Origin of the sequence: Microbacterium sp. SLBN-146 (assembly GCF_006715145.1) — a bacterium.
In the GTDB taxonomy this organism is placed as follows: domain Bacteria; phylum Actinomycetota; class Actinomycetes; order Actinomycetales; family Microbacteriaceae; genus Microbacterium.
The window spans coordinates 99072-121066 of record NZ_VFMR01000001.1 but is presented as its reverse complement, the minus strand read 5'-3'; the positions used below and the strand labels follow the sequence as shown (position 1 = coordinate 121066).

The following is a 21995-nucleotide window of genomic DNA, read 5'->3' as shown; positions in this document are numbered from 1 at the left end:
TTCGCGAGGCTAACGATGTTATAGAGATGTCTATAGCCGCGTTACACCCCGGTAACGCGGAATTTACCGGTGCGGCGTTTTCGCCGCTGCGTCAGAGATTCTCGGAGTCGATGACGATCCGTCGAACGACCCCCGCATCGGCGGAGAGTGCCATCACGAGGCGATACTCGGCCGTCGCGTCGGCGGAGACGGGGAGGTGCAGGTGAACCTCGGCGACCGTCAGAGTGTCGCCGTTCATCGAGTTCTCGGCGTGGTGGAGGTCGCCGATGCGGACCTGAGCGCCGTGGAAGACGTCGTCAGCGCGGAGTCGTCGGAGAACCGACTCGGCGCCGTTGACGTACTGGGTGTTCGCATCGATGAGCACGACGTCGGGGTGCAGGAGGCCGGAAATGCGCGCCCTGTCGGCGCCCGCGAGGGCGTTGAGCCATGCAACGGCAGGGGGAGTGGCATCCCGGATCGCGCGCGCCGGACTCGGCTCAGTCATCCTCCGCGAGACGGTGGAGCCACCTCGCGAGCAGTGCCGCCTCCTCATTGCCGAGCGGCAGGTCGGGCGTCGCAGCGTCGGCCAGTGCCGCATGCAATGCGGCGGCTCGAGCGCGGAGCGTTGTGTTCGCGGCGGGCGTCGCCTTCGCGTGGAGGAGTGAATCGACGATGCCCGAGCGTGCGGCATCCGTCGAGGAGGGATGCAACGTGGGGTCCGCGATGATCGCGAGGCAGGCCCCGATCGCGGCGGTCGAAAGCCGCCAGACGGCCGCCGACGCCGTCGTCGTCGTCAATTGGCCGCCGGCGGCGATCGACGTGAGTCGGGATGCTGCGACCCGCTCGACGCGGTGCGCCCCCGCCGCGACCTCGCCGACCGTCGTCGAGCCGTACATCAGCGCGTACCGGGCGGGAGTGGCGAGGGCCGCTCGGATGTGCGCGTTCCAGATCTCGCCGAGCATCGACCGCGGATCGGCTGCCGTCGAGTTCTCGATCTCGGAGGCGAGAGAGACGAAGCCGCGGTCTGCGACGGCATCCACGAGGCCCTGCTTGTTGACGAAGAAGTGATAGAGCGTGGGGAACTGCACCCCCGCGCGCGCACAGACCGCGCGAACCGACAGCGGCTCGGAGGGGGCCGAGGCGAGGAGCTCCTCCGCGGCGTCGAGCAGTGCGTCGCGGGAGCTCGCGGCGGCAGGAGGCACGCTGCCAGGCTAACGCGGGCGTGTGCGAGATCGTGGGAGGTGGTGCGGGCTGGCTCATTTGCTCGTCCCTGAGAAGGCGGTGCCTCGACGCTAGCCTTCGCATGTTTCGCGCTCAGTGCCGTGTGTTTCCCTCCCGTGAACGCGCCGCTGCACCCGGGCGGTGTGCTTCCCGCGGCCCCGCGCTGGGCCGGCGCCTGTCCGCTGGCCCGCCGCCCCGCGCTGGGCCGACGCCTGTCCGCCGAGAAGACCCGAACCGTTCGTTTCGGGCCGGAATTCGCGCAGTTCAGGTCTTCTCGGCGGAGTCGGGGCCCGGGCCGGGGTCGGCGCCGGAGTGGGGGCTGTCGTGCTCGTGGGCGCGGCGGACGTGGCTGCGGGCATGCTCGACGGCCGAGGGGAGATCCGCGAAGAGGTGATTCTGATGACGGAGCGACGAGATGACACCCACCCGGGTCGCGAGGAGCAGATGGCGCTCCTGAATCCCCTTGATCAGCACGGTGATGTTCCTCCGCTCGAGGGATTGGATGAGCTCCGTGATGACGCGGGCCCCCGTGGCATCCAGGACCTGCAGCTGAGACAGTCGCAGGATGACGACCGTCACGTTGCGGATCCGGTTGACTTCGTCGATCATCCGGTCCGCGGCCCCGAAGAACAGAGCGCCGTCGAGGCGGAACAGGGCGATCTCGTCGTCCGTCGGCTGGGATGGTCCGGGGATGTCCTCGCGGTGCACGCCACCGGATGCCGCGAGGGTGCGGAGCGCGAAGAACGCGGCGGCGGCGATCCCGATGCCGACCGCGATGATGAGGTCGAAGGACACCGTCACGACGGCGGTCCCGATGAAGACAGCGGCGTCGGACCTGCTGGCGCTGACGACGCTCCGCACCGTCGAGCGGGAGATCATGCGCGTCGCCGTGATCATGAGCACTCCGGCCAGCGCGGCGAGCGGAATCTGCGACACGGCCGTCGCCGCGAGATACACGACAGCGATCAGGACGAGCGAGTGGACCACCGCGGCGAGCCGTGTCCGGGCGCCCGAGCGGAGGTTGACGGCGGTCCGTGCGATGGCGCCGGTCGCCGGCATCCCACCGAAGAGACCGGATGCCACGGATGCCAGACCCTGGCCGACGAGTTCGCGGTCGGCATCGTACGGTCCCGTGTTCGAGATCGACGCCGCAACGCGTGCCGAGAGCAGCGACTCGATCGCCGCGAGAGCCGCGACCGTCAGCGCAGGCCCCGCCAGCGCGGCCAGAAGGGGCAGTGTCACGGTCGGTAGCGCGGGGGCGGGCAGGCTGGACGGAAGCTCGCCGATCCGGGCGATCGGCAGGTGCGTCAGCGTCGCAACGGCCGTCAGTACGACGATCGCCACAAGGGATGCCGGAATGTGCCGGTTCCAACGGGGGAGGGCGAGCATGATCGCCGCGACCCCGAGCGCGATGGCGAGCGACCATCCCGTTTCCGGCCACGACACCGTCGGGAGTGCCTGGGCCGCCGCCACGAGCGTGTTGGTGCTCGGGCCCGGCGTCGCCCCGAGGGCCGCAGGGATCTGCTGCACGAAGATGATGACGGCGATCCCGAGTGTGAAGCCCTCGATGACGGGCCACGGGATGTACGACACGACACGCCCGACTTTGAGGACCCCCGCGACGAGCACGAAGAGTCCCGCCATGAGGCTCAGAAGCGGAACGACCTCGGGCCCCTGGGTCGCGACGATGGGGCCGAGCACCACCACCATCGCGCCCGTGGGTCCGGACACCTGCACGTTCGAGCCGCCGAATACGGCGGCGACGATGCCCGCGACGATCGCGGTGACGAGTCCGACGTCAGCGCCGACGCCGGAGCTGACACCGAAGGCGAGAGCGAGCGGGAGAGCCACGATCCCGACAGTGATGCCGGCCACGAGATCCCCGCGCCAGGTGCGTCCGATACCGCGGTAGTCCGAGAGACCGGGAAGGAGGGGCGCGACGTAGCCGCGAACGTTCACCGCGAGTCCGTGACCCGCTCGGGAAGGACGGGGAGGTCCTTCGCGTCGCGCATGTGCTGCTGCGCTTGGGTCAGGATGTCGCCGAGGAGCTTCCGCGCCGTGTGGAGCAGGGTGGCCACTTCGGGGAACGCCGGACGGTAGAAGACCTGGCTTCCCCGTCGCTCGGAGACGACGAGGCGGTGCCGTCGAAGCACGGCGAGATGTTGAGACAAGTGGGATGCCTCGATCCGCAGCTCATCGATGAGGGTGCCGACGGCGACTTCGTCGGCCGCGATGAGGATCTCGAGGATCCGGACCCGTACGGGGTGCGCGAGTCCCTTGAAGAGGTTGGCTTTCACTTCGTAGAGCGGGCCGTCGTGGCTCAGGGGACCGTCCATGGCACCTCGTCCCTTCGCGGCATCCGGTCTGGATGATGAGTTGATGAATCCATCATGCCACGCGGGCCCGTGCGCTGTCGCAGGCCCGAGGCCCTGGCGCAGGCCCGAGCCCCTGTCGCAGGCCCGAGGCCCTGGTCGTAGCCCCGAGGCCCTGGTCGCCGAGAAGACTCGAACTGCTTGCCCGAGGCCGAAATCCGCGCAGTTCGAGTCTTCTCGGCGGAGAGGGGGGTGAGCTTTCGCGGGACCTTCGTCCCCGCTCCGGGCGACGGCGTGGGCTTCGGTGGAGGGGAGGAGCCGCGGAGCGGCCCTGTCACGGGGAGGTGACGTCATGAGTGGGATGGACGACGCGGTCGTATCCGTGCTGAACGACGAGGAGTGCTGGAGCCTGCTCGAACGGGGCGAGCTCGGACGGCTGGCGGTGTGCGTCGACGGCGAGCCCGAGATCTACCCCGTGAACTACGTCCTCGACGGACCTCGACTCCTCTTCCGAACGGCGCCCGGGTCGAAGCTCACCGACCTCTCGGCGAACCCGCGCGTCGCGTTCGAAGTGGAGGAGTACGACGACACGACGGCGGCGAGCGTCATCATGAAGGGCGTCGCTCAGCGCCTGGACCTGCAGCGCGAGATCGACGCGGCCGATGCACTTCCGCTTCGGTCATGGATTCCGACGCTCAAGTACCGGTGGGTCCGCATCACCCCGGCCTCGCTCACGGGGCGCCGCTTCGACCGCGGGCCCGAACCGTCGCGCTACGTCGCATCGACGCGCGACAGCTGAATATCGCGGCAACCGCGCACACTCACGCGTGCGCTGTTGCCGCGCTCGCCAACCGCATCCAGGTTCCGGCGATCGCGTCGGCGTTGAGCGACATCGAACGGATGCCGCGGGCGAGCAGCCACTCGGCCAGTTCCGGATGGTCGGAGGGGCCCTGCCCGCAGATGCCGATGTACGCGCCGCGGCGATTGCACGCGTCGATGGCGAGCTCGAGGAGGGCGAGCACGGCGGGATTCCGTTCGTCGAACGCGCTCGCAACGGCGGCGGAATCACGATCGACGCCCAGCGTGAGCTGCGTGAGGTCGTTGGAGCCGATGGAGAACCCGTCGAAGTGATCGAGGAACGCGTCCGCCAGGAGCGCATTGGAGGGGATCTCGCACATCATGACGATCTCGAGTCCGTTGTCACCGCGGCGCAAGCCGTTCTCCGCGAGGAGAGCGACGACGGCGGCCGCCTCATCCACGGTCCGGACGAAGGGAATCATGATCTTGACGTTCGTCAGGCCCATCAGGTCGCGCACGTGACGGAGGGCTTCGCACTCCAGATCGAAGCACCCCCGGAAACTCGGGGTGGTGTACCGCGCCGCGCCGCGCCATCCCAGCATCGGGTTCTCTTCGTGCGGTTCGAAGGCCTCGCCGCCGAGAAGAGTCGCGTACTCGTTCGTCTTGAAGTCGCTCATGCGGACGATCACCGGATGAGGGGCGAACGCGGCGGCGATCGTGGAGATCCCCTCGGCGAGGCGTCGGACGAAGTAGTCGCGCGGCGTCGGGTACGCAGCCGTGCGCTCGGCGATCTGCGTCTTGAGCGGCTCCGGCAGGGTGTCGAACTCCAGCAACGCGCGGGGGTGGATGCCGATGGTGCTCCCGACGATGAACTCCAGTCGGGCAAGACCCACTCCGTGGTTCGGGAGTTCCGCGAGCGCGAACGCCTGGTCGGGGACCCCGACGTTCAGCATGAGATCGACGGGGAGGTCGGGGAGGACGTCGAGTGGCGTCTCGTCGATCGTGAAGTCCCGGATGCCGCGATAGACGACGCCGTCGTCTCCTTCCGCGCAGCACACGGTGACGTCGGCTCCGTCGGTCAGGGCATGTGTTCCCGTCTCGGTTCCGACGACGGCGGGGATGCCGAGTTCGCGCGCCACGATGGCCGCGTGGCATGTGCGGCCGCCGCTGTCGGTGACGATCGCGGACGCACGCCTCATGATCGGCTCCCAGTCGGGGTCGGTGCGGTCGGCGACGAGCACGTCGCCCGTCTGGAACAGGTGCATCTGCGCGAGGTCGTGCATGACGCGCACGCGTCCGGCCCCGATCCTCTCGCCGACCGCACGGCCGGTCGCGAGGACCTCGCCGCCGTGCTCCCTCAGTGTGTAGCGCCGCACGACCGTCCCGTCGCGTCGTGCCACGACGGTCTCGGGTCGGGCCTGGACGATGTACAGCCTGCCGTCGATGCCGTCGAGCGCCCATTCGATGTCCATCGCGCGCCCGTAGTGGGCTTCGATCGTGAGCGCGCTCCGCGCGAGCTCCTCGACCTGCTCGTCGGTGATGCTGAAACGCGCGCGCTCGCTCGCCGGCACGTCGGTGAGGATCGTGCTGTCGTCGGTGCCGCTTCCCTCGCCGTATCTGAGGGCCACGGCCTTCGTGCCGACCTCCCGCCGCAGGATGGAGGGCTTGCCTGCTCGGAGGGACGGCTTGTAGACGTAGAACTCGTCGGGATTGACCGTGCCCTGCACCACCGTCTCCCCGAGCCCGTAGGCGCTCGTGATGAAGACGACCTGGTCGAATCCCGACTCGGTGTCGACGGTGAACATGACCCCCGAAGCCCCGACGTCGGAGCGGACCATGAGCTGGACGCCCGCCGAGATGGCGACGTCGTCTTCGCGGAAGCCGTGCTGGGCCCGGTAGACGATCGCCCGGTCGGTATAGAGCGACGCGAAGACCTTCCTGATGGCATCCAGGAGGTTGTCGATGCCGGAGATGTTGAGGAAGGTCTCCTGTTGCCCGGCGAAGGAGGCATCCGGAAGATCCTCCGCGGTCGCGGACGAGCGCACCGCCCACGTGACGCGTTCGGGATCTGGTTGCTCGGCGAGCAGTTCCTCATAGGAGGAGCGGATGGACTGCTCGAGCGACGACGGGAACGGCTGCTGCTCGACCCACGCGCGGATCTCGGCGGCGACCCGCGCGAGCTCGCGGACGTCGCTCAGGTCGACGGGCCGGAGGGCGGATCGGATGCGGGATCCCAGGTCTCCGTGCGCAAGGAAGCCGCGATGCGCGTCGGCGGTCGTGGCGAACCCGTCGGGCACCCGCACGCCGACGCTCGCGAGCCCGGACACCATCTCGCCGAGCGACGCGTTCTTGCCTCCGACCTGTGGCACGTCGGACATCGTCGTTTCGCCGAATCGGAGCACGTCGGACATGGGGAACCATCCTGTCTCAGGGAACGTCGGCGCCCGCCCGCTCTGCCGACGGCGCCGTCACCGTGAGTCTCCGCCACCCTCGCGCGCGCCGTTGGGTCGAACGTCCCGCGGCCCGCCCGCCGCGCCGATCCTTGCCGTCCGTCCGCGTCGCCCCGCGCCCGAGTCGCGACCCGCGGGGGCATCTCGACCCGCGCTCCGCTGTCGGGCCGAGGCCCCATTCGCCGAGAAGACCCGAACTGCTCGGCGTGGACCGAAATCTGCGCAGTTCGGGTCTTCTCGCCGGAGAAAGGGGGCCGAGCCGAGAGCCTCAGTCCTGGCCGGGGAGGTGGAGATCGTCGGGGTCGACGTCCACGTCGCCGACGTCGTCGGGTCCGCCGGCGCCGGGTACGACACGGACGTCGTCGGGGTCGATGTCGTCGTCGATCGTGTCGGGAAGGCCTTCGGTGTTCTGCTTCTCCGCGGTCTCCCTCTCACTCGCGGGAGTGTCGGCCGTGTCCGCCCGGCGAGCGTCGGATTCGGAGGTCGTCTTCGTCGGGGGAGCGGGAGGAAGTCCGTCCGTCTCACCCGCGGCGAACCGCATCTTGTCGTCTGCGTTCATGGCCCCGACGGTACCCGCGGCCCCGGGGCTCACACGGGGGCTTGACGCGAAGCATCCGGTGCACCCCGCCCCGCCGCGCCGCCTGCCGCGCCGCCTGCCGAGAAGACCCGAACTGCTCGCGCAAGGCCGGAATCTGCGCAGTTCGGGTCTTCTCGGCAGATGGGGGGTGACCCCTCGGCCGGGACCTAAGGCCCGCCTCGGGCGCGGTGCGCGGTGGATGCTGAGGGCATGAGCGAGAGTGTGCCCACGCTGCCGTCGTCGACGGTGTACCGGGTTCGAGCGGGCTCGGCGCCGGGCGGAAGCGCGACAGCAGATGTCGGTACGGAACTCGTCCGATTCGACGCCAGCTGGCAGCCCACCGTGTACAACACCCTCGCCGCCGCGTGCGAGATCACCGGGGACATTCGAGTCGCCGCACCTGCCCGGAGCGAATGACCCCGCTCTACACTGAGCGAATGCGCGACATGGACTCCGGCGATCGGGTGTTGTGACGTCCACCGGCGACGTGCTGCGCGTCCCCTCCTTCGCGCTCTTCTGGAGTGCCGCCACGCTCCGCATGTTCGGCACGACCATCGCGGGGGTCGGGGTACAGGTCCTCATGGTGACGGTCCTGCAGGCGACGCCGGTCGAGATCAGTGTGCTCAGCGCGCTCAGCGTCGTGCCCTATCTCTTCCTCGGCCTGGTCGTCGGCGCGCTGATGGACCGATGGCGGCGACAGCGCACGCTCGTGCTCACGAGTGTCGGACGCGCGATCGCCCTCGGATCGATCGCCGCCCTGGTGCTCCTCGACGCGCTCACGATCTGGTCGCTGGGGGCCGCGATCCTCGTTCTCGGTGTCTTGACGCTCTTCGCTGATTCGGCTGCCCAGCCCTTCCTGCCTCATGTCGTCCCCCGCCGCTCTCTCGTGCGAGCCAACGCGCGGCTCGGACAGAGCGAAACCGTCGCCGCGACGGCCGGACCCGCGCTCGGCGGGGCGCTGTTCAACCTCCTCGGAGCCCCGATCCTGTTCGCCATCGACGCCGTCATCAGCGCGGTCGCAGCGGTGCTGCAGGCCCGCATCAGGGTGACGGAGACCGCAGCGCCGCGTCGTGTTCAGGGCCGCCACCTCGGACGCGAGATCGTCGAAGGGATGCGGTACACCTATCGGCACCGGATGCTTCTTCCGCTCGCGCTGTCGGTGCACGTCTGGTTCCTCGCGAACAGCATCGTGGTGACCGTGTTCGCGGTGTTCGTCCTTCGTGAACTGCACCTTCCTGCGTGGGCATTCGGTATCGCTCTGGCGTGCGCCGGTCTCGGCGGCTTCCTCGGTGCCGTCTTCGCGCCGCGGATCGGCGACCGGTTCGGCGCAGGTCGAGCGATCCTCCTGGGGCGGGCGCTCGTCGTCTTTCCCTGGCTCGCGCTCGCGGTGTTGCCCATCGACGCGGAGACGAGCCTCGGCGTTCTCATCGTCGTCGTCTCGAGCGCGCAGTTCGTGTACGGGCTGTCGATGGGGATCGAGGATGCCAATGACATCGGCTACCGGCAGGCGGTTGCGCCCGACGAGATCCAGGGCCGAATGAACTCGACCATCCGCACGACGAACCGCGTCATCTTCTTCTTCGGCGCGCTGCTCGCGGGCGTGCTCGCGACGTACCTCGGCTATCACGTGACGCTCGGGGTCGCGGCATCCGTCTTCGCGATCGCCGCGCTCGTCGTTGCGGTGTCCCCGCTACGAAACGCCCGACACGGAGACGCCGACCTCGCCGTCTGACCGGATGGGACGCCGAGAATCAGCGCCACCGCGGCTCAGCGTGCCGTCGGCTTCCCGTCGGCGGCCCACGCGACCCCCAAGGCGAACAGCGTCGAGACGCCGTACTGCTCCATCGCGGCCGCAACGCGGCGACGACCCGTTCGTGGGTTGATCCCGAGCCTGTGAGATGCCGCGTCGAGCGTGACGCCCTGCTTCATCAGCATGAGGAGCGGCGCCCACGGCTGGTCGACACCTCCGATCGGTTCGGCGCGGTGCCAGAGTTCGCGATACAGGCTCCGACCCAGGTCGGCGAGGGCTGCGCTGCGCACGCCGATCACACTGGTCGGCCACCCCTCGCCCCATTCGATGGGCAGCGCGAGCACGTCGCCGTCGATCCAGAACCAGCTCGGAAGGTCGCCGAGAAGGCGGAACTCGACCCCGACGGCGGCGTAGCGCTCGGCGATCGCGACGAGTCGAGGGTCGTCCGCGATCGACCGCGGGACGAGAGCTCGCACGGAGTGCTTGCCGGCGAACACCTCGGCGAAGCGGCTGGCGCGCGCGGGGTCGCTCTGCAGATAGCGTCCGAGATCGGGGAGCGCTCCCCACGCGGAGTCGCTCTGGTCGCTTGCGATGTCGTACCAGAGATCCTCCGCCGCTCTCGGCCCGTGCCGCACGAAGACGGGAACGAGATCGCCGGATGCTTCGCCGAAGGCCCAGTGTCGCAGCAGGACCGGGAGGTCTGCGACGAGTGCCTCGATTCGTGAGGCGGCCTCGTTCGCCGTCTGGCGCATCGTCTGCGCTTCGCCCGCGAGGACCTCGGCTGTCCACGTCGCCGGGGGCGCGTAACCGATCGTGCCCTCGCGGACCGAGACGACGCCCGTCGGTGCGAGACGGGCGAGGGCGTCGGCGACCTCGTCCGCATCCGCGTGCGCCGTGGTGGCGAGCTCTGCCACGGTTCTCGGGCGACTGCGGTAGATGAGCTCGAGCAGTGCCCTGTCGTCCACGTCCGCCTCCCTGCGTGTCGAGACCATCATGGCGCACGTGACCGCATCCGGACGCCCTCTTGAGGACGTGGCCGGAAGCGGAGGTTGTTCTGTCCGCTTCTGTCCACCCACACTGAGGGGCGGGGGATTCCTCGCGCGGAGTTTCATCGGCGCGGGGGGATGCCGTGGCCCGCAGCCACGTAGCGAACGGGAGCCAGTGACATGAGCAGGACAAGATCGGGCCTTGTACGCGCTGCCACTGTGCCGACGGTGATCGCGCTCGCGCTGGGGGCCACGGCCTGCACGGTGGACACATCCGCCGAACCGGCATCCTCCTCCGGGCCCGCCGTCGCACTCGGCGACGCGCCCGGCCAAGACGTCGTGGACCTCTACACGGATCGCGACACCGCGGTGTCGGCGGCCGTCGATGCGCTGCCGGACTACATCGAGGAGGCGCTCGAACAGACGGGAGTCCCCGGCGCAGCGGTCGCAGTCGTCTCGGACGGTGAGGTCGTGTTCGAAGAGGGATACGGCGTACGCGACCTGACGACGGAGGAACCCGTCACCGTGGACACCGTGTTCCAGATCGCGTCTCTTTCGAAGCCCTTGTCGTCGAGCATCGTGGCGAAGGCGATCACCGAAGATGCCGGGCTCTCGTGGGACGATCCGGTCGTCGACTACCTTCCCGCGTTCGCGCTCAACGATCCGTACGTGACCGAGCACGGCAAGATCGCCGACTACTTCTCTCACCGCACCGGTCTCCCGACCGGATCCGGCGATGACCTCGAGGACATCGGCTTCGATGTCGACTACATCATGGCCCACATGGACCAGATCCCTCTCGCGTCGTTCCGTGACACCTACCAGTACTCCAACTTCGGACTCACGGTCGGCGGCGAAGCGGTCGCCGCCTCGCGCGGGCAGACGTGGGCGGAGACCGCGGAGGAACTGCTGTTCGTGCCGCTCGGAATGACGTCGACGACCACCGTTCACGACGACTACCTCGCCGCGGACGACCGCGCGGCGATGCACGCGCGAACCGGGGAAGGCCAGTACGAGCAATTGTTCGACCGGAACGCGGATGCCGAGGCTCCGGCCGGTGGTGTCGCCTCGACTGCCGGCGACATCGCGAAGTGGATGACGATGGTGCTCGCCGACGGAGAGGTCGACGGCGTGGAGTTCATCGATCCGCTCGTGCTCGCAAAGACCTATTCCGCCCATTCGATCACTGGCGGCGACGCCAAGAACCTGACATCGCGCACGTCGCACTACGGGTTCGGCACGAACGTCGGCACCACTGTGACCGGCCGTGTGAACATCAACCACTCCGGCGCATTCGGGTGGGGCGCATCCACGAACGCCACGATGATCCCCGACCTGAACCTCGGCATCGTGGTGCTCACCAACGGTGCCCCCGCGGGAGTTCCCGAGGCGATCGTCTCGGAGTTCCTCGACCTCGTGCAGTTCGGTGAAGAGACGCGACCCTGGTTGGACTTCTGGTCACCCATCTTCGCGCCTTTCGCCGACCCGGCGGGCGACCTCGTCGGGGAAGACCCTCCCGCGGATGCCGCGGCAGCAGGTCCGGCGGCGGACTACGTCGGCACATACGCGAGCCCCTACTTCGGCGACTTCGTCGTGAGCGAGGAGAACGGAACGCTCACGGGGGCGCTCGGACCCGATGGCGGCTACACGTTCGAGATCGATCCGTGGAACGGGGACACGCTGTCGTTCGTGCCGACGGGGGAGAACGCGCTCCCCGGGTCGCTCTCGTCGGCGGTCTTCGTCCGCGAGGGCGATCAGATCACGGGCGTCACCCTGACGTACTTCAATGTCTTCCCCGGGCCTGGTCAGGAACCGAACGGGCTCGGCGTCTTCACGCGTACGAGCTGAACCCGCGCACGTGCGTCGGAAGTGGACGCGACGGCGGGAGTCGAACCCGCAACGCTCCCGGGTATGAGCCGGTGCCCGGGACCGCCCGGATCGCCGCGATGACCCCACGCTAGCCCGGCTGCTTTTCGGGTGCACTATGCGTGACGCAGGGTTTCGCTGAGAGTCGGCGCATGTCATCGCGCGCCGAGGCATGGCATCCCGCCGAGACCGGGTGGTGTGCGGCCTCGGGTCGGCGAGATGCCCGGTCTCGGGTCTCGATACGCCGCTGCGCGGCTACTCGACCAGCGGGTGGGGCCGCTGCGCGGGGGTGGGTCAGCGGGGTGGGGCTGCGGCCGCTCGCGGGGGCGGGTCAGGCGGAGAGGGCACGGAGCATGCGTTCGAGGGTCTCACGCAGGTCGGAGCGGGCGGGCTCGGCGAGGTTCGTCGTGTACTCCACGCCCGCGGGGATCCACGACAGGCCGTACATGGTCTCGCGGAAGTCCGCGCCGCCCACCGGCCAGCGCGTATGCGACGCGTCCTCAGCGGTCGCGCCCTGGCCCCATTGGCCGAAGGCGGCGCGCATGTCGTCGATCGGGAGCTCCATGACGGCATCCGCTTCGACGGCCTGACGCACCCACGAACGCGCGACGAGGATGAACTCCTCGATCTGCTCCGGCGTCAGGGGACGCGGCTCGAACAGCACGCGTGTGTGCTCGACGGCGCTGAGGCGATCGACGCGGAAGGTGCGCCAGTCCGCTTTGTCGAGGTCCCAACACAGCAGGTACCAGTGGCGCTCGGCGGGCGCGAGCGCGTGCGGCTCGACCCGACGCCTCGTCACCTCGCCCGACGCGGCCTCGTACGAGAAGCGCACGCGTTCGTGGTCGCGGCACGCGAGCGCTAGCTCGCCGAGGATTTCGCTCGAGACGGCGGCTCCTGCGTTGATGCCGGCCGGCTGTACGGACTCGACGAGGGCCGCCACGCGGCGACGCAGGGGAGCGGGCAGGACCTGCTCGAGTTTCGCGAGCGCCGTGATCGTCGTCTCAGGACCCGAAACGAGTCGTTGGGATGCCGCGACCCGCAGCCCGATCGCCATCGCGACGGCTTCGTCGTCGGTGAGGAGAAGAGGGGGCACGGCGCTTCCGGCTTCGAGTCGATAGCCCCCCGCGGCTCCGGGGGTCGACTCGATGCGGTAGCCGAGATCACGGAGCCGCTCGACGTCTCGCCGCACCGTGCGCTCCGTGACGCCGAGCCGCGCGGCGATCTCCGATCCGGGCCAGTGACGGTGCGTCTGGAGGAGATTGAGGAGGGACAGCGCCCGGGTGGTCGTATCGGACATGCCGCCAGCATCCCATCCAACGCGGACAGATCGTGTCCGCGTTGGATCACTCCGGATCGGATGCCGCGGCGACGAGCGGAGCGAGCAGCTCGCTGACGACGGCTTCGGCGCCGGTGGCATCCTGCGCGATGATCGCCTCGATGAGGCGGATGTGCTGCTCGGCATGCGGGTCTTCGTCGTGGGTCACGTCATCGACGAGCACACGCTCGAACAGCGGCGCAAGTCCGTCGTAGAGATCGGCGAACAGCTCGTTGTGCGTCGCGGTGATGATGGCTCGGTGAAGCGCGATGTCTGCGTCGATCCGGTCGTCGGCGCGGCCCGATGCCCACGCCTCTGTCCGCGCGGCGAGCAGGGCGCGGAGCTGTTCGATGTCGGCGTCGGTGCGCCGACGGGCGGCCAGAGCGGATGCCGCGCCGTCGATCGCCGCGCGCAACTCGAGGCCGTCGCGCCGCCGAGCTCGCGACGCTCGCCGTGTGACCGATCGCACGAGTTCGGACCCCGCGATGACGAACGTTCCGCGACCCTGCTGTTTGCTGACGAGCCCCGCCTGCACGAGCGACTGGATGGCCTCCCGCACGGTGTTGCGGCCCGCCCCGACCCAAGCCATGAGCTCGGTCTCGGTCGGGATGCGCTCTCCGACTCGCCAGCGACCCGAGGCGATCTCATCGTGGAAGAGGTCGGTCACCCACTCCGCCGTGCTCATCGGCGTTCCCACGGGCGGGCGCATCGCGCTAGAGTCGAGCGAATTCATCCCATCATCCTACCTATCCGGAGTTCTCGTGACGATGTCTTCCCGCCGAGGTGCGCTGCTGCCTCTCGTCGCCATCATCCTGACGGCGCTGAACCTGCGTACGGCCGTCACGGGGTTCACACCGCTGCTCGAGATGATCGGCGCCGATCTCGGGTTCGGGCCGTCGCTCTTCGGGGTGCTCGGAACGATCGTCACGGCCTCCTTCGCCGTCTTCGGCCTCCTCGCCGCGACGGTCGCCCGGCGGATCGGCCTGGAGCGCGCCCTCACGCTCGCGGTCTTCCTGACGACGGCCGGCATCGTCCTGCGTGCCCTGTCGCCCGACGCCGGGATGCTCGTGCTCTCTACCGTCATCGCGTCGGTCGGGGTCGGAGCATCCAATGTGCTCGTGATTCCGCTCGTGAAGAAGTACTTCGCCTCGCGGCTCAAGTCGATGAGCTCGCTGTACATCGCTCTCCTCCAGGTCGGGCAGTTCGTCGCGCCTCTCATCGCGGTGCCCATCGCCCTTGCCGTCGGCTGGCGCTGGGCGATCGGCATGTGGGCGATCCTCACGGCGATCGCCGTCGTGCTGTGGGCGCTCCTCGCGGTGCGGGCGAGGGGCGAGCGGGCGCCCGAGACCGCGGCGCCCCCGCGCCTCCGCGGCGCGTGGCGGACGCCGCTCCTGTGGGCGATGGTGCTGCTGCTCGGGATGACAAGTCTCAACGTCTACGCGATCATCACGTGGCTCCCCGCCATCCTGGTCGATGCGGGTGCCGACCCCACCTCGGGTGGCGCGCTCCTGTCGCTGTTCTCGGTGTTCGGGCTTCTCGCGGCCTTCATCGTGCCGCCCCTCACGATCCGCTTGCGGAACCCCTTCGGCATCGTCGTGGTGTGCGTCGCGCTCATGGCCGCCGGATACATCGGGCTGCTGGTCGCTCCCGGCGACGGCGTCGTCGCGTGGGTCGTGCTGCTGGGCCTCGGCGTCAGCACGTTCCCGCTGTGCCTCACTCTCGTCAACGTCCGCACACGAACGACGGAGGGTTCGACGGCCCTCTCGGGGGCGATGCAGGGGATCGGCTACGGCATCGCGTGCATCGGCCCGCTCTGCATCGGACTGCTGTACGAGGCATCCGGCTCGTGGACGAGCTCCTACGTCGTGCTGTTCGTGAGCCTCGCCGTCATGCTCGTGAGCGGCTTCGTCGCGTGCCGGCCGAGCGCGCTCGAGGACCAGGTCGCGAGCCGGCAGGAGCGCGTGCCCGTCGGGTGAGATCCGGTGGGGGATGCGGACCGGATCTGTCCGGGTCCCCTTCTACCGTCGGGGCATGCCGAACGACACCATCATCGAAGCGATCGGACTCACGAAGCGCTTCACCGTGAAGAAGAAGACCGTCGAGGCGGTCACGGACCTCACCTTCCGGGTCGCGCGCGGCGAGCTCGTCGCGTTCCTGGGCCCCAACGGCGCGGGCAAGTCCACGAGCCTGCGCATGCTCACGACCCTCATCCCACCGTCGTCGGGAACGGCGCGTGTCGTCGGTCACGACATCCTGCGTCAGTCCGCCGACGTGCGGGCGCGCATCGGGTACGTCGGACAGCTCACGAGCGGCAGCTTCTCGCAGCGCGTCCGCGACGAGCTGCTGAGCCAAGGGGCCTTCTACGGGATCTCGCCCGCGGCATCGCGTGTGCGCGCCGACCAACTGATCGATTCGCTCGATCTGACATCGTTCGCGACCCGTTCGGTCCAGCAGTTGTCGGGCGGACAGAAGAGGCGCCTGGACATCGCGCTCGGGCTCATGCACGCGCCGCCCCTCATCTTCCTCGACGAGCCGTCGACGGGTCTCGACCCGCAGAGCCGCGCGAATCTGTGGCAGCACATCCTCGATCTGCGACGTGAGCACGGCACGACGGTCTTCCTCACGACGCACTACCTCGAGGAGGCCGACCGCTACGCCGAGCGCGTCATGGTGATGGACCGCGGACGTGTCATCGCCGATGACACCGCGGCACGGCTCAAGGCCGACCTCGCGGGCGACGTGCTGACGCTCGGGTTCGCGTCTTCCGGCGACGCTGAACGCGGTCTCGCGGTGGTCGGCGCGCTGACCGACCGTGCCGTCCGCGCCGACGGAGACGTCATCACCGTGACGGCGCCCGACGGCGATGTGCTCCTCCCCGAGGCGGTCCGTCGACTCGACGCGGCGGGCCTCCGCGTCGAACGGGCCACGGGCGTCCCGCCGACGCTCGACGACGTCTTCCTCGCCCTCACGGGACGCACACTCCGCGAGGCGGGAGAGGGGGCCGCTGACGAAGAGGATGCCGTGGCGGAACCCGCCGACACAGGAGCGACCGCAGACGACACCCGCACGACAGGAGCCCAGCGATGACCACCACCGACACCGCCGTCACGGCGAACCCCGCACGCGACACCTGGAACGTCCTCACGCGCGAACTCAGGCCCGTCCTGCGTGATCCCTTCACCCTCATCTTCAGCCTCGTGCAGCCGCTCGTCTTCCTCGGGCTGTTCGCCCCGCTGCTGGTCGGCTCGTCCGGTCAGCCCGTCGGTGAGACGCTGCAGTGGTTCGTTCCGGGCGTGCTCGTCATGATCGTCCTCTTCGGAACCGGCGCGGTGGGCTCCAACCTCCAGTACGAGATGATGACGGGCTCCCACGAACGGACGCTCGTCGCACCGCTCTCGCGCTCGTCGCTGCTCGTCGGGCGCGCGCTGAAAGAGGTGGCTCCCATCGTCGTGCAGGCGCTCATCATCGTCCTGATCGCGTGGCCGTTCGGCTTCACGATCCACGGGATGGGGCTCATCGTCGGCCTCGCGCTGCTCGCCGTCTTCGGGATCGGACTCGGGTCGCTCTCCTACTCGCTCGCCCTCGCGACGAAGGATCGCGAGTGGCTGTTCTGGGGTGTGCAGCAGACGCTCATCTTCCCGCTCCTCATCCTGTCGGGCATGCTTCTGCCGCTCGACGAGGGTCCCGGCTGGATGCGCGCCGTCGCGACCGTCAACCCCGTCAACTGGGTGGTCCAGGCCGAGCGCGCGCTCTTCGCGGGCGATTTCGCGAACGTCACCGTGCTGTGGGGGTGGGTCGCGGCGGTCGCACTGGCGCTCGTGGGCCTGTCGGTCGGCATCCGTTCGATGCGCCGCAGCAGCTGACGAATGCCGGGAGCCGGGCCTCCGCGCGGAAAATGCGGGCCCTCCGGAGGTCTAGGCTCAGGAGCATGGCGACGGCGACACGGCGAGGCATCCTCGCTGCGGTCACCGTCGCCGTGCTGCTCCTCTGCTCGGCTGCCGTCGGCATCCTGCTGGGCGAAGTGAACGGTCGCCCCGTGCGGATGGATCCCGTCGATCGCGTGCAGCCCGCCGCATGGGTATCGCGTGTTCTTCTGTTCCTCGCACTGGCCTGGGTCCTCATCGGGATCATCGCGACCCGCACGCGGCTCGTCCGCCGGCCGGGTGCGGCGGCCGCCCGCGCGACGTGGCTCGGCTCGACGCGGCCGTGGCGAGCGCGCGAATCGACTCTCGGGATGCTGCGGCTGGATCGACTGCTCCTCGTGGGCGTGCCGGGGGGCCTTCTCCTCGCGACCCTCCTCGCGGAGACCGCTCTGCTGTCGTGGACCTATGTCGCCGTCGTCGCCGGCGGGTGGCTCGTCTTCCTCATCGTGCTCCGCCTGCTCATCGACCACGAACGTTCGCCCTACCCCGTCGCGGCGGCGATCGGCGGGGTCGTGATGTTCCGCTGCATCCTCACGCTTCTGGAGCTGTCGTTCGCGGAGTCCGAGAACCCCGCGCTGTCGGTCTGGAGTTCGCCGCTCGTCCGCGTCGCCTACGTGTCCGTCGGTCTCGCCGTGTTCGCGTGGACGTTCGTCGCCGCGGGGTGGGCGCTGTCGCAGCAGATGGGCGTGCGCCGTGCGACGGGCGCCGTGCTCGCCGCCGCGGGCGCGGGACTCGGTATCACTGCCACGATCCTCGGCTTCGTCGGGCTCGAGCAGGCGCTCCTTGCGTGGCACGACGACCTCGAGCCGCTGCCGTGGGTGCTCTCCCGCGTGCTCGGGGCGCTCGTGACGCTCGACATCCCGGACGCGTTGCCCTGGTACGCGGTCGCCTGCGGCATCCTTCTGCTCCTCGCCGGGATCGGCCTCCTCGCCGCCCGCCGACGTCGCTAGGGGGCTGGATCGGGGTCAGCCGCGCGAGGTTGCGCGGCGGGCGACTGCGGCGCCGCCGATGAGGAGGAGCGCGACCCCGACGGCGAGGATGACGTAGCCCACGACGGCTCCCGGATTGAGAGTCGACGGATCGAGGTCGAGGAGCAGCGCACGGACATCGGCGCGACGGTCGGGCACGACCGCGAAGACGAGGGCGACCGCCGCGACTGCCGCGAGAAGTGCGCCCCAGACGATCCCCGCCCACCGGATGCGCGGAAGCTCAGCGACCGCGGGCGCTGCCGTGACGGGGGCGTGCTCGACGGCGCTCGGCGGAACGATGCCCGTCGTGTCGAAGGGGAGGGTGCTCTGGTCGTCGGTCATCGTTCCTCCGGTGCGTTCTCGTAAATCTCGACATGTACGTGTCCGCCCGGCTGTTCGAGGCGGATCACCTGTGCCTCGGGGCGAGGGGTGTCGGCATCCGTCGTGTCGATGGAGCGGACGATCCGCGGCTCTCGACCGGAGCCGGCGCTCGCCGTCCAGGTGCCGTCCTCGATGAACTCGCCGGTCTCCACGTCGAAGCTCGTCCACGTGATGACGTCGACACCCGACACGTCGAGGTCGGCGAGCGAGTCGACACCGACCACGACCCTCGTCGAACCGTTGCGCTTGACGATGTCGATCGGTGCTCCGCCCCCGGAACCCCACACATCGACGGAGAGGTCTCCCCACACCTGCGTGAAACTGCGGGGATCGGCGTTGCTCACGTACGTGTACCCGAACGCGAGTCCCTGCGTCGCCGCCGGAACGGCCGTGGCCGCACCCGCGACGAGGAGGGCTGTCGTGAGAAATGCGAGGAACCCACTTCGCCGGCGCCGGATACCGGCGACGACCATTCCGAGTCCCAGCACGACCGTGCCCGACAGCAGCCCACCGGCCACCGCGACGTTCGCATCCTCCGTCGCGCCCACGATGAGGGCCGTCGATGCGCCGACCACGAGTGCCGCGCCGATGACGAGCGCGACGAAGGCGACGCTCGTCCGAGGATTCGTCAGGCGCCGGAGGCGGCGTCGCTCCGCCGCCTCTGCGGCGAAGGCAGCTGCCGCGGCGGAACGCTCCGCGCGCGCCTGCTCGCGGGCGGCGGCTTCGGCATCCTTCTGCTGGCGGCGCCACGCGTCATCCTGCGCGCGCCACGCGTCGTGCTGGATGCGCCACTGCGCGAGATCGTCGGGCGATGCGTCCGGTGCCGCCGGCGCAGGAGGAAGAGGGGCGGATCCGGCCATCGACGCCCCCGCGTCTTCGGCCGGACCCGCATGCGCGTCGACACCCGAACGGTCGACGGCGAGGGCGGCGCCCGGATCCGCGGAAGCCGTTCGCGGATGAGAGGCGGGCACGCCGCCGGTCGGAGCCGCGCGGCGCGAGGAGCGCACGGCGAGGAAGATGAGAACGAGGATGACGGCGACGACGGCGACGTTCGCGAGGACCGCCAGCGGGGACAGCTGGGAGTACCCCGGCACGATGTAGCCGAACGGGAGCACGACCCCGAAGAACGACTGCGTCACGGGGAACACGCTCAAGAGCAGGAGGAGTCCGATGCCGACCATCGCGGGATCGAAGCGGCGGCGGAGGAGCTCCTGCGCGTGGATGCGACCAGCCGTGTCGGGGAGGAGAGCCCAGCCGATCGCGTAGACGAGGAACATCGGCAGCGAGAAGAGAGCCGCGACGACGAAGATGCCCCGCACGATGACCGGGTCGATGCCGATCCGCTCCGCAATCCCCGCGCACACCCCGCCGATCCAGCCGTCGGCGCGGATCAGGCCGAGGCCGCGGAGCCACGCGAAGAAGCGGTCGCCGCCCGTCGGGGCGCCGAGGGGCGGAGCAGGTGGCGGTCCGGGATGAGCGGCGGGTGCAGCATCCGTCTCGGCGGGAGATTCGGTCATGAGTCGATCCTCGTCGCGGTGCCGACAGTGCCGCCATGGGGTGATTCCCTGACGCCACCCTGATCTTCGCCCCCGGGGCGCGGTGTCCGGCTGCCGGGATGATTGGATGGCGGCATGTCCTCCGTCCCGCTCCGTCGTGCGCCGCTCGCGCGCCCGCGGGACTGCCTCGTCTCGGGGACGGCGGCCGGCGTCGCCGAGCACCTCGGCTGGTCCGTCGCCGCGACGCGCGCCGTCTTCGTCGGCACCGCGCTCCTGTGGGGCGCGGGGGCGCTGCTGTACGCGTGGCTCTGGGTCATGACGCCGTGGCGTGACGGCACGGATGCTCCCACCCGCCGGGCGCCCGTCGCGTGGGCGCTGACCGGGACCTCGGGTGTCATCGGGCTCGTGGCCCTGGGGCAGCTGTGGAGCTACGCGGCATCCGAGCGCCCTCTTTCGACGGCACCGGAGTGGTTCTCGTCCGTCGCGGTCTCCGCGGCGCTCGCCGTCGCGGCGGGGCTCTGGGCGACGTTCGCCGACCGCCACGACTCGGCCCGCGGACCCCAGCACGAACTCGCCGTGCGCCTCACCGTCACGGCGATCCTCGTCGCGCTCGTGGCGTCGCAGGTCGCTGTCATGCAGGACGCGGGCCTCGTCGCCTTCGTCCTCGCCGTCGGGATGCTCGCGGGGCTCGCGGTCGTCTACTCGTCGACGTTCGTCGAGAAATGGCGGAGCCTCTCGGGGGAGCGCGTGCGCCGCATCCGCGAAGAGCAGCGCTCCGAGATGGCGGCGCACCTCCACGACTCGGTCCTCCAGACGCTCGCGCTGATCCAGAACAGGTCGGGCGCTTCGAGCGAGGTCGCCCGTCTTGCCCGTGCGCAGGAGCGCGAGCTGCGGGCGTGGCTCTACGACGGCGACGCCCCCGCCGACAGCGACCTGCCGACCGACCTACGCGACTACGCGGGTGCGCTCGAGCTCGACTTCCCCGCGCGGATCGACGTTGTCTCGGCGGGCCTCTCCACGGAGCGGGCGAGCGGCGATGTCGCAGCGGCGGCGCGCGAGGCGATGCTCAATGCCGCGCGGCACGCGGGCGGCGATGTCTCGGTGTACATCGAGGGCGCGGCATCCACCGTCGACGTGTACGTGCGTGATCGCGGACCCGGCTTCGACGTCGATGCGGTGCCGAGCGACCGGTGGGGAGTGCGTGAGTCGATCATCGGACGGATGCGCCGCGCCGGGGGCTCCGCGACGGTCTCGCGCGGCGCGGGCGGAGTGGGCACCGACGTGCACTTGCGCCTCGCGAGAGAGGAGGTGTGGCGTGCCTGACGTCCTCCGCGTCGTGATCGTCGACGACCATTCCATCTTCCGGTCGGGTCTGCGTGCCGACCTCGACCGTTCCCTCGACGTCGTCGGGGAAGCGGCCGACGTCGATGGCGCGATCGCCGTCGTCGAGCGGACGCGGCCCGACGTCGTCCTGCTGGACGTCCACCTCCCGGGGGCCGCGGATGCCGGCACGGGCGGAGAGGCCGTCCTTCGAGCATGCGCCGCGGGTCCGTCGCGGTTCCTCGCGCTGAGCGTCTCGGATTCGGCGGAGGACGTCGTGCGCGTCATCCGCGCTGGAGCCCGCGGGTACATCACGAAGGGGTCGTCGGGGGCGGAGGTCAGCGCCGCCGTCCGGGCCGTGGCATCCGGGGATGCCGTCTTCTCGCCGCGCCTCGCGGGCTTCGTGCTCGACGCGTTCGGTGCCGTCGCCGGCGAGACCGCGACGGCGAACGACGAGCTGGACCGGCTGTCGGCGCGCGAGCAGGAGGTCATGCGACTCATCGCGCGCGGGTACGCCTATAAAGAGGTGGCGGCGGAGCTGTTCATCTCGGCGAAGACGGTCGAGACGCACGTGTCCGCCGTGCTGCGCAAGCTGCAGCTGTCATCGCGCTACGAGCTGACGGCGTGGGCGTCGGAGCGGCGTCTGCTCTGAC

Annotated in this window: 21 protein-coding genes and 1 tRNA gene; 10 read left to right on the top strand and 12 right to left on the bottom strand. The window is 69.8% G+C overall.

Features of this window, described 5'->3' with window-relative positions; translation table 11 throughout:
• Positions 1-91 precede the first annotated feature (91 nt).
• From FBY39_RS00400 to FBY39_RS00385, 4 genes are all read right to left on the bottom strand, one after another.
• On the bottom strand, positions 92-484 hold the full coding sequence (locus FBY39_RS00400; RefSeq protein ID WP_141929720.1) for a hypothetical protein: 393 nt from the start codon (positions 482-484) through the stop codon (positions 92-94).
• On the bottom strand, positions 477-1181 hold the full coding sequence (locus FBY39_RS00395) for a TetR/AcrR family transcriptional regulator (RefSeq protein ID WP_141929719.1): 705 nt from the start codon (positions 1179-1181) through the stop codon (positions 477-479). The genes FBY39_RS00400 and FBY39_RS00395 overlap by 8 nt, the downstream gene beginning before the upstream one ends.
• Before the next feature lie 283 nt (positions 1182-1464).
• The gene (locus tag FBY39_RS00390; RefSeq protein ID WP_141929718.1) at positions 1465-3159 is read right to left on the bottom strand and encodes a SulP family inorganic anion transporter; all 1695 of its coding nucleotides are present in this window, start codon (positions 3157-3159) and stop codon (positions 1465-1467) included.
• Positions 3156-3536 (bottom strand): helix-turn-helix transcriptional regulator, encoded by a 381-nt coding sequence (locus FBY39_RS00385; protein ID WP_141929717.1) that lies wholly within the window; start codon positions 3534-3536, stop codon positions 3156-3158. Before FBY39_RS00385 ends, FBY39_RS00390 begins: the two co-directional genes overlap by 4 nt.
• Before the next feature lie 328 nt (positions 3537-3864).
• Here FBY39_RS00385 and FBY39_RS00380 point away from each other — a divergent pair, with 328 nt between their 5' ends.
• A complete protein-coding gene (locus FBY39_RS00380) occupies positions 3865-4311 on the top strand; it encodes a pyridoxamine 5'-phosphate oxidase family protein (RefSeq protein ID WP_222115638.1) in 447 nt (148 codons plus the stop codon).
• 22 nt (positions 4312-4333) lie between these two features.
• Here FBY39_RS00380 and ppsA read toward each other — a convergent pair whose 3' ends face one another.
• Both ppsA and FBY39_RS00370 read right to left on the bottom strand, forming a co-directional pair.
• Positions 4334-6721: a phosphoenolpyruvate synthase gene (gene ppsA / locus FBY39_RS00375; RefSeq protein ID WP_141929716.1), complete on the bottom strand. Its 2388-nt coding sequence runs from the start codon at positions 6719-6721 to the stop codon at positions 4334-4336.
• 307 nt (positions 6722-7028) lie between these two features.
• Positions 7029-7319, bottom strand: a complete 291-nt coding sequence (locus FBY39_RS00370; protein ID WP_141929715.1) for a hypothetical protein — start codon at positions 7317-7319, stop codon at positions 7029-7031.
• A gap of 228 nt (positions 7320-7547) precedes the next feature.
• Between FBY39_RS00370 and FBY39_RS00365 the strand changes: the two genes are divergently transcribed.
• Positions 7548-7754: a hypothetical protein gene (locus tag FBY39_RS00365; RefSeq protein ID WP_141929714.1), complete on the top strand. Its 207-nt coding sequence runs from the start codon at positions 7548-7550 to the stop codon at positions 7752-7754.
• 52 nt (positions 7755-7806) lie between these two features.
• Positions 7807-9069, top strand: a complete 1263-nt coding sequence (locus tag FBY39_RS00360) for an MFS transporter (RefSeq protein WP_141929713.1) — start codon at positions 7807-7809, stop codon at positions 9067-9069.
• 35 nt (positions 9070-9104) lie between these two features.
• Here the strand turns inward: FBY39_RS00360 and FBY39_RS00355 are convergent, their stop codons facing one another.
• On the bottom strand, positions 9105-10052 hold the full coding sequence (locus tag FBY39_RS00355; RefSeq protein ID WP_141929712.1) for a hypothetical protein: 948 nt from the start codon (positions 10050-10052) through the stop codon (positions 9105-9107).
• 201 nt (positions 10053-10253) lie between these two features.
• On the opposite strand from FBY39_RS00355, the gene FBY39_RS00350 reads away from it, so the two are divergent.
• Positions 10254-11921: a serine hydrolase gene (locus FBY39_RS00350; protein WP_141929711.1), complete on the top strand. Its 1668-nt coding sequence runs from the start codon at positions 10254-10256 to the stop codon at positions 11919-11921.
• Positions 11922-11943: 22 nt separating this feature from the next.
• On the opposite strand, the gene FBY39_RS00345 is transcribed toward FBY39_RS00350, so the two are convergent.
• The 3 genes from FBY39_RS00345 to FBY39_RS00335 form a co-directional block, all read right to left on the bottom strand.
• Positions 11944-12019 (bottom strand) — tRNA-Met (locus tag FBY39_RS00345).
• 251 nt (positions 12020-12270) lie between these two features.
• Complete coding sequence (locus FBY39_RS00340) at positions 12271-13236, bottom strand: WYL domain-containing protein (RefSeq protein WP_141929710.1); 966 nt, start codon at positions 13234-13236, stop codon at positions 12271-12273.
• A gap of 46 nt (positions 13237-13282) precedes the next feature.
• On the bottom strand, positions 13283-13987 hold the full coding sequence (locus tag FBY39_RS00335) for a FadR/GntR family transcriptional regulator (RefSeq protein ID WP_141929709.1): 705 nt from the start codon (positions 13985-13987) through the stop codon (positions 13283-13285).
• 34 nt (positions 13988-14021) lie between these two features.
• On the opposite strand from FBY39_RS00335, the gene FBY39_RS00330 reads away from it, so the two are divergent.
• The 4 genes from FBY39_RS00330 to FBY39_RS00315 all read left to right on the top strand — a co-directional run bounded on the left by FBY39_RS00330 (position 14022) and on the right by FBY39_RS00315 (position 18127).
• On the top strand, positions 14022-15230 hold the full coding sequence (locus tag FBY39_RS00330; RefSeq protein ID WP_260838043.1) for an MFS transporter: 1209 nt from the start codon (positions 14022-14024) through the stop codon (positions 15228-15230).
• A 55-nt stretch (positions 15231-15285) separates the two neighbouring features.
• Positions 15286-16341 carry an ATP-binding cassette domain-containing protein gene (locus tag FBY39_RS00325; RefSeq protein ID WP_141929707.1) on the top strand — a complete coding sequence of 352 codons (1056 nt, stop codon included), beginning with the start codon at positions 15286-15288 and terminating at the stop codon, positions 16339-16341.
• A complete protein-coding gene (locus tag FBY39_RS00320) occupies positions 16338-17117 on the top strand; it encodes an ABC transporter permease (RefSeq protein WP_141929706.1) in 780 nt (259 codons plus the stop codon). The genes FBY39_RS00325 and FBY39_RS00320 overlap by 4 nt, the downstream gene beginning before the upstream one ends.
• Positions 17118-17182: 65 nt before the next feature.
• Positions 17183-18127 (top strand): hypothetical protein, encoded by a 945-nt coding sequence (locus tag FBY39_RS00315; protein WP_141929705.1) that lies wholly within the window; start codon positions 17183-17185, stop codon positions 18125-18127.
• 15 nt (positions 18128-18142) lie between these two features.
• Here FBY39_RS00315 and FBY39_RS00310 read toward each other — a convergent pair whose 3' ends face one another.
• Entirely contained in the window at positions 18143-18487 is a 345-nt protein-coding gene (locus tag FBY39_RS00310; protein ID WP_141929704.1) for a hypothetical protein, read from the bottom strand.
• Positions 18484-20043 (bottom strand): PspC domain-containing protein, encoded by a 1560-nt coding sequence (locus tag FBY39_RS00305; RefSeq protein WP_141929703.1) that lies wholly within the window; start codon positions 20041-20043, stop codon positions 18484-18486. The genes FBY39_RS00310 and FBY39_RS00305 overlap by 4 nt, the downstream gene beginning before the upstream one ends.
• 114 nt (positions 20044-20157) lie before the next feature.
• On the opposite strand from FBY39_RS00305, the gene FBY39_RS00300 reads away from it, so the two are divergent.
• The gene (locus tag FBY39_RS00300) at positions 20158-21345 is read left to right on the top strand and encodes an ATP-binding protein (RefSeq protein WP_141929702.1); all 1188 of its coding nucleotides are present in this window, start codon (positions 20158-20160) and stop codon (positions 21343-21345) included.
• A complete protein-coding gene (locus tag FBY39_RS00295) occupies positions 21338-21994 on the top strand; it encodes a response regulator transcription factor (RefSeq protein WP_141929701.1) in 657 nt (218 codons plus the stop codon). Before FBY39_RS00300 ends, FBY39_RS00295 begins: the two co-directional genes overlap by 8 nt.
• Position 21995 lies beyond the last annotated feature (1 nt).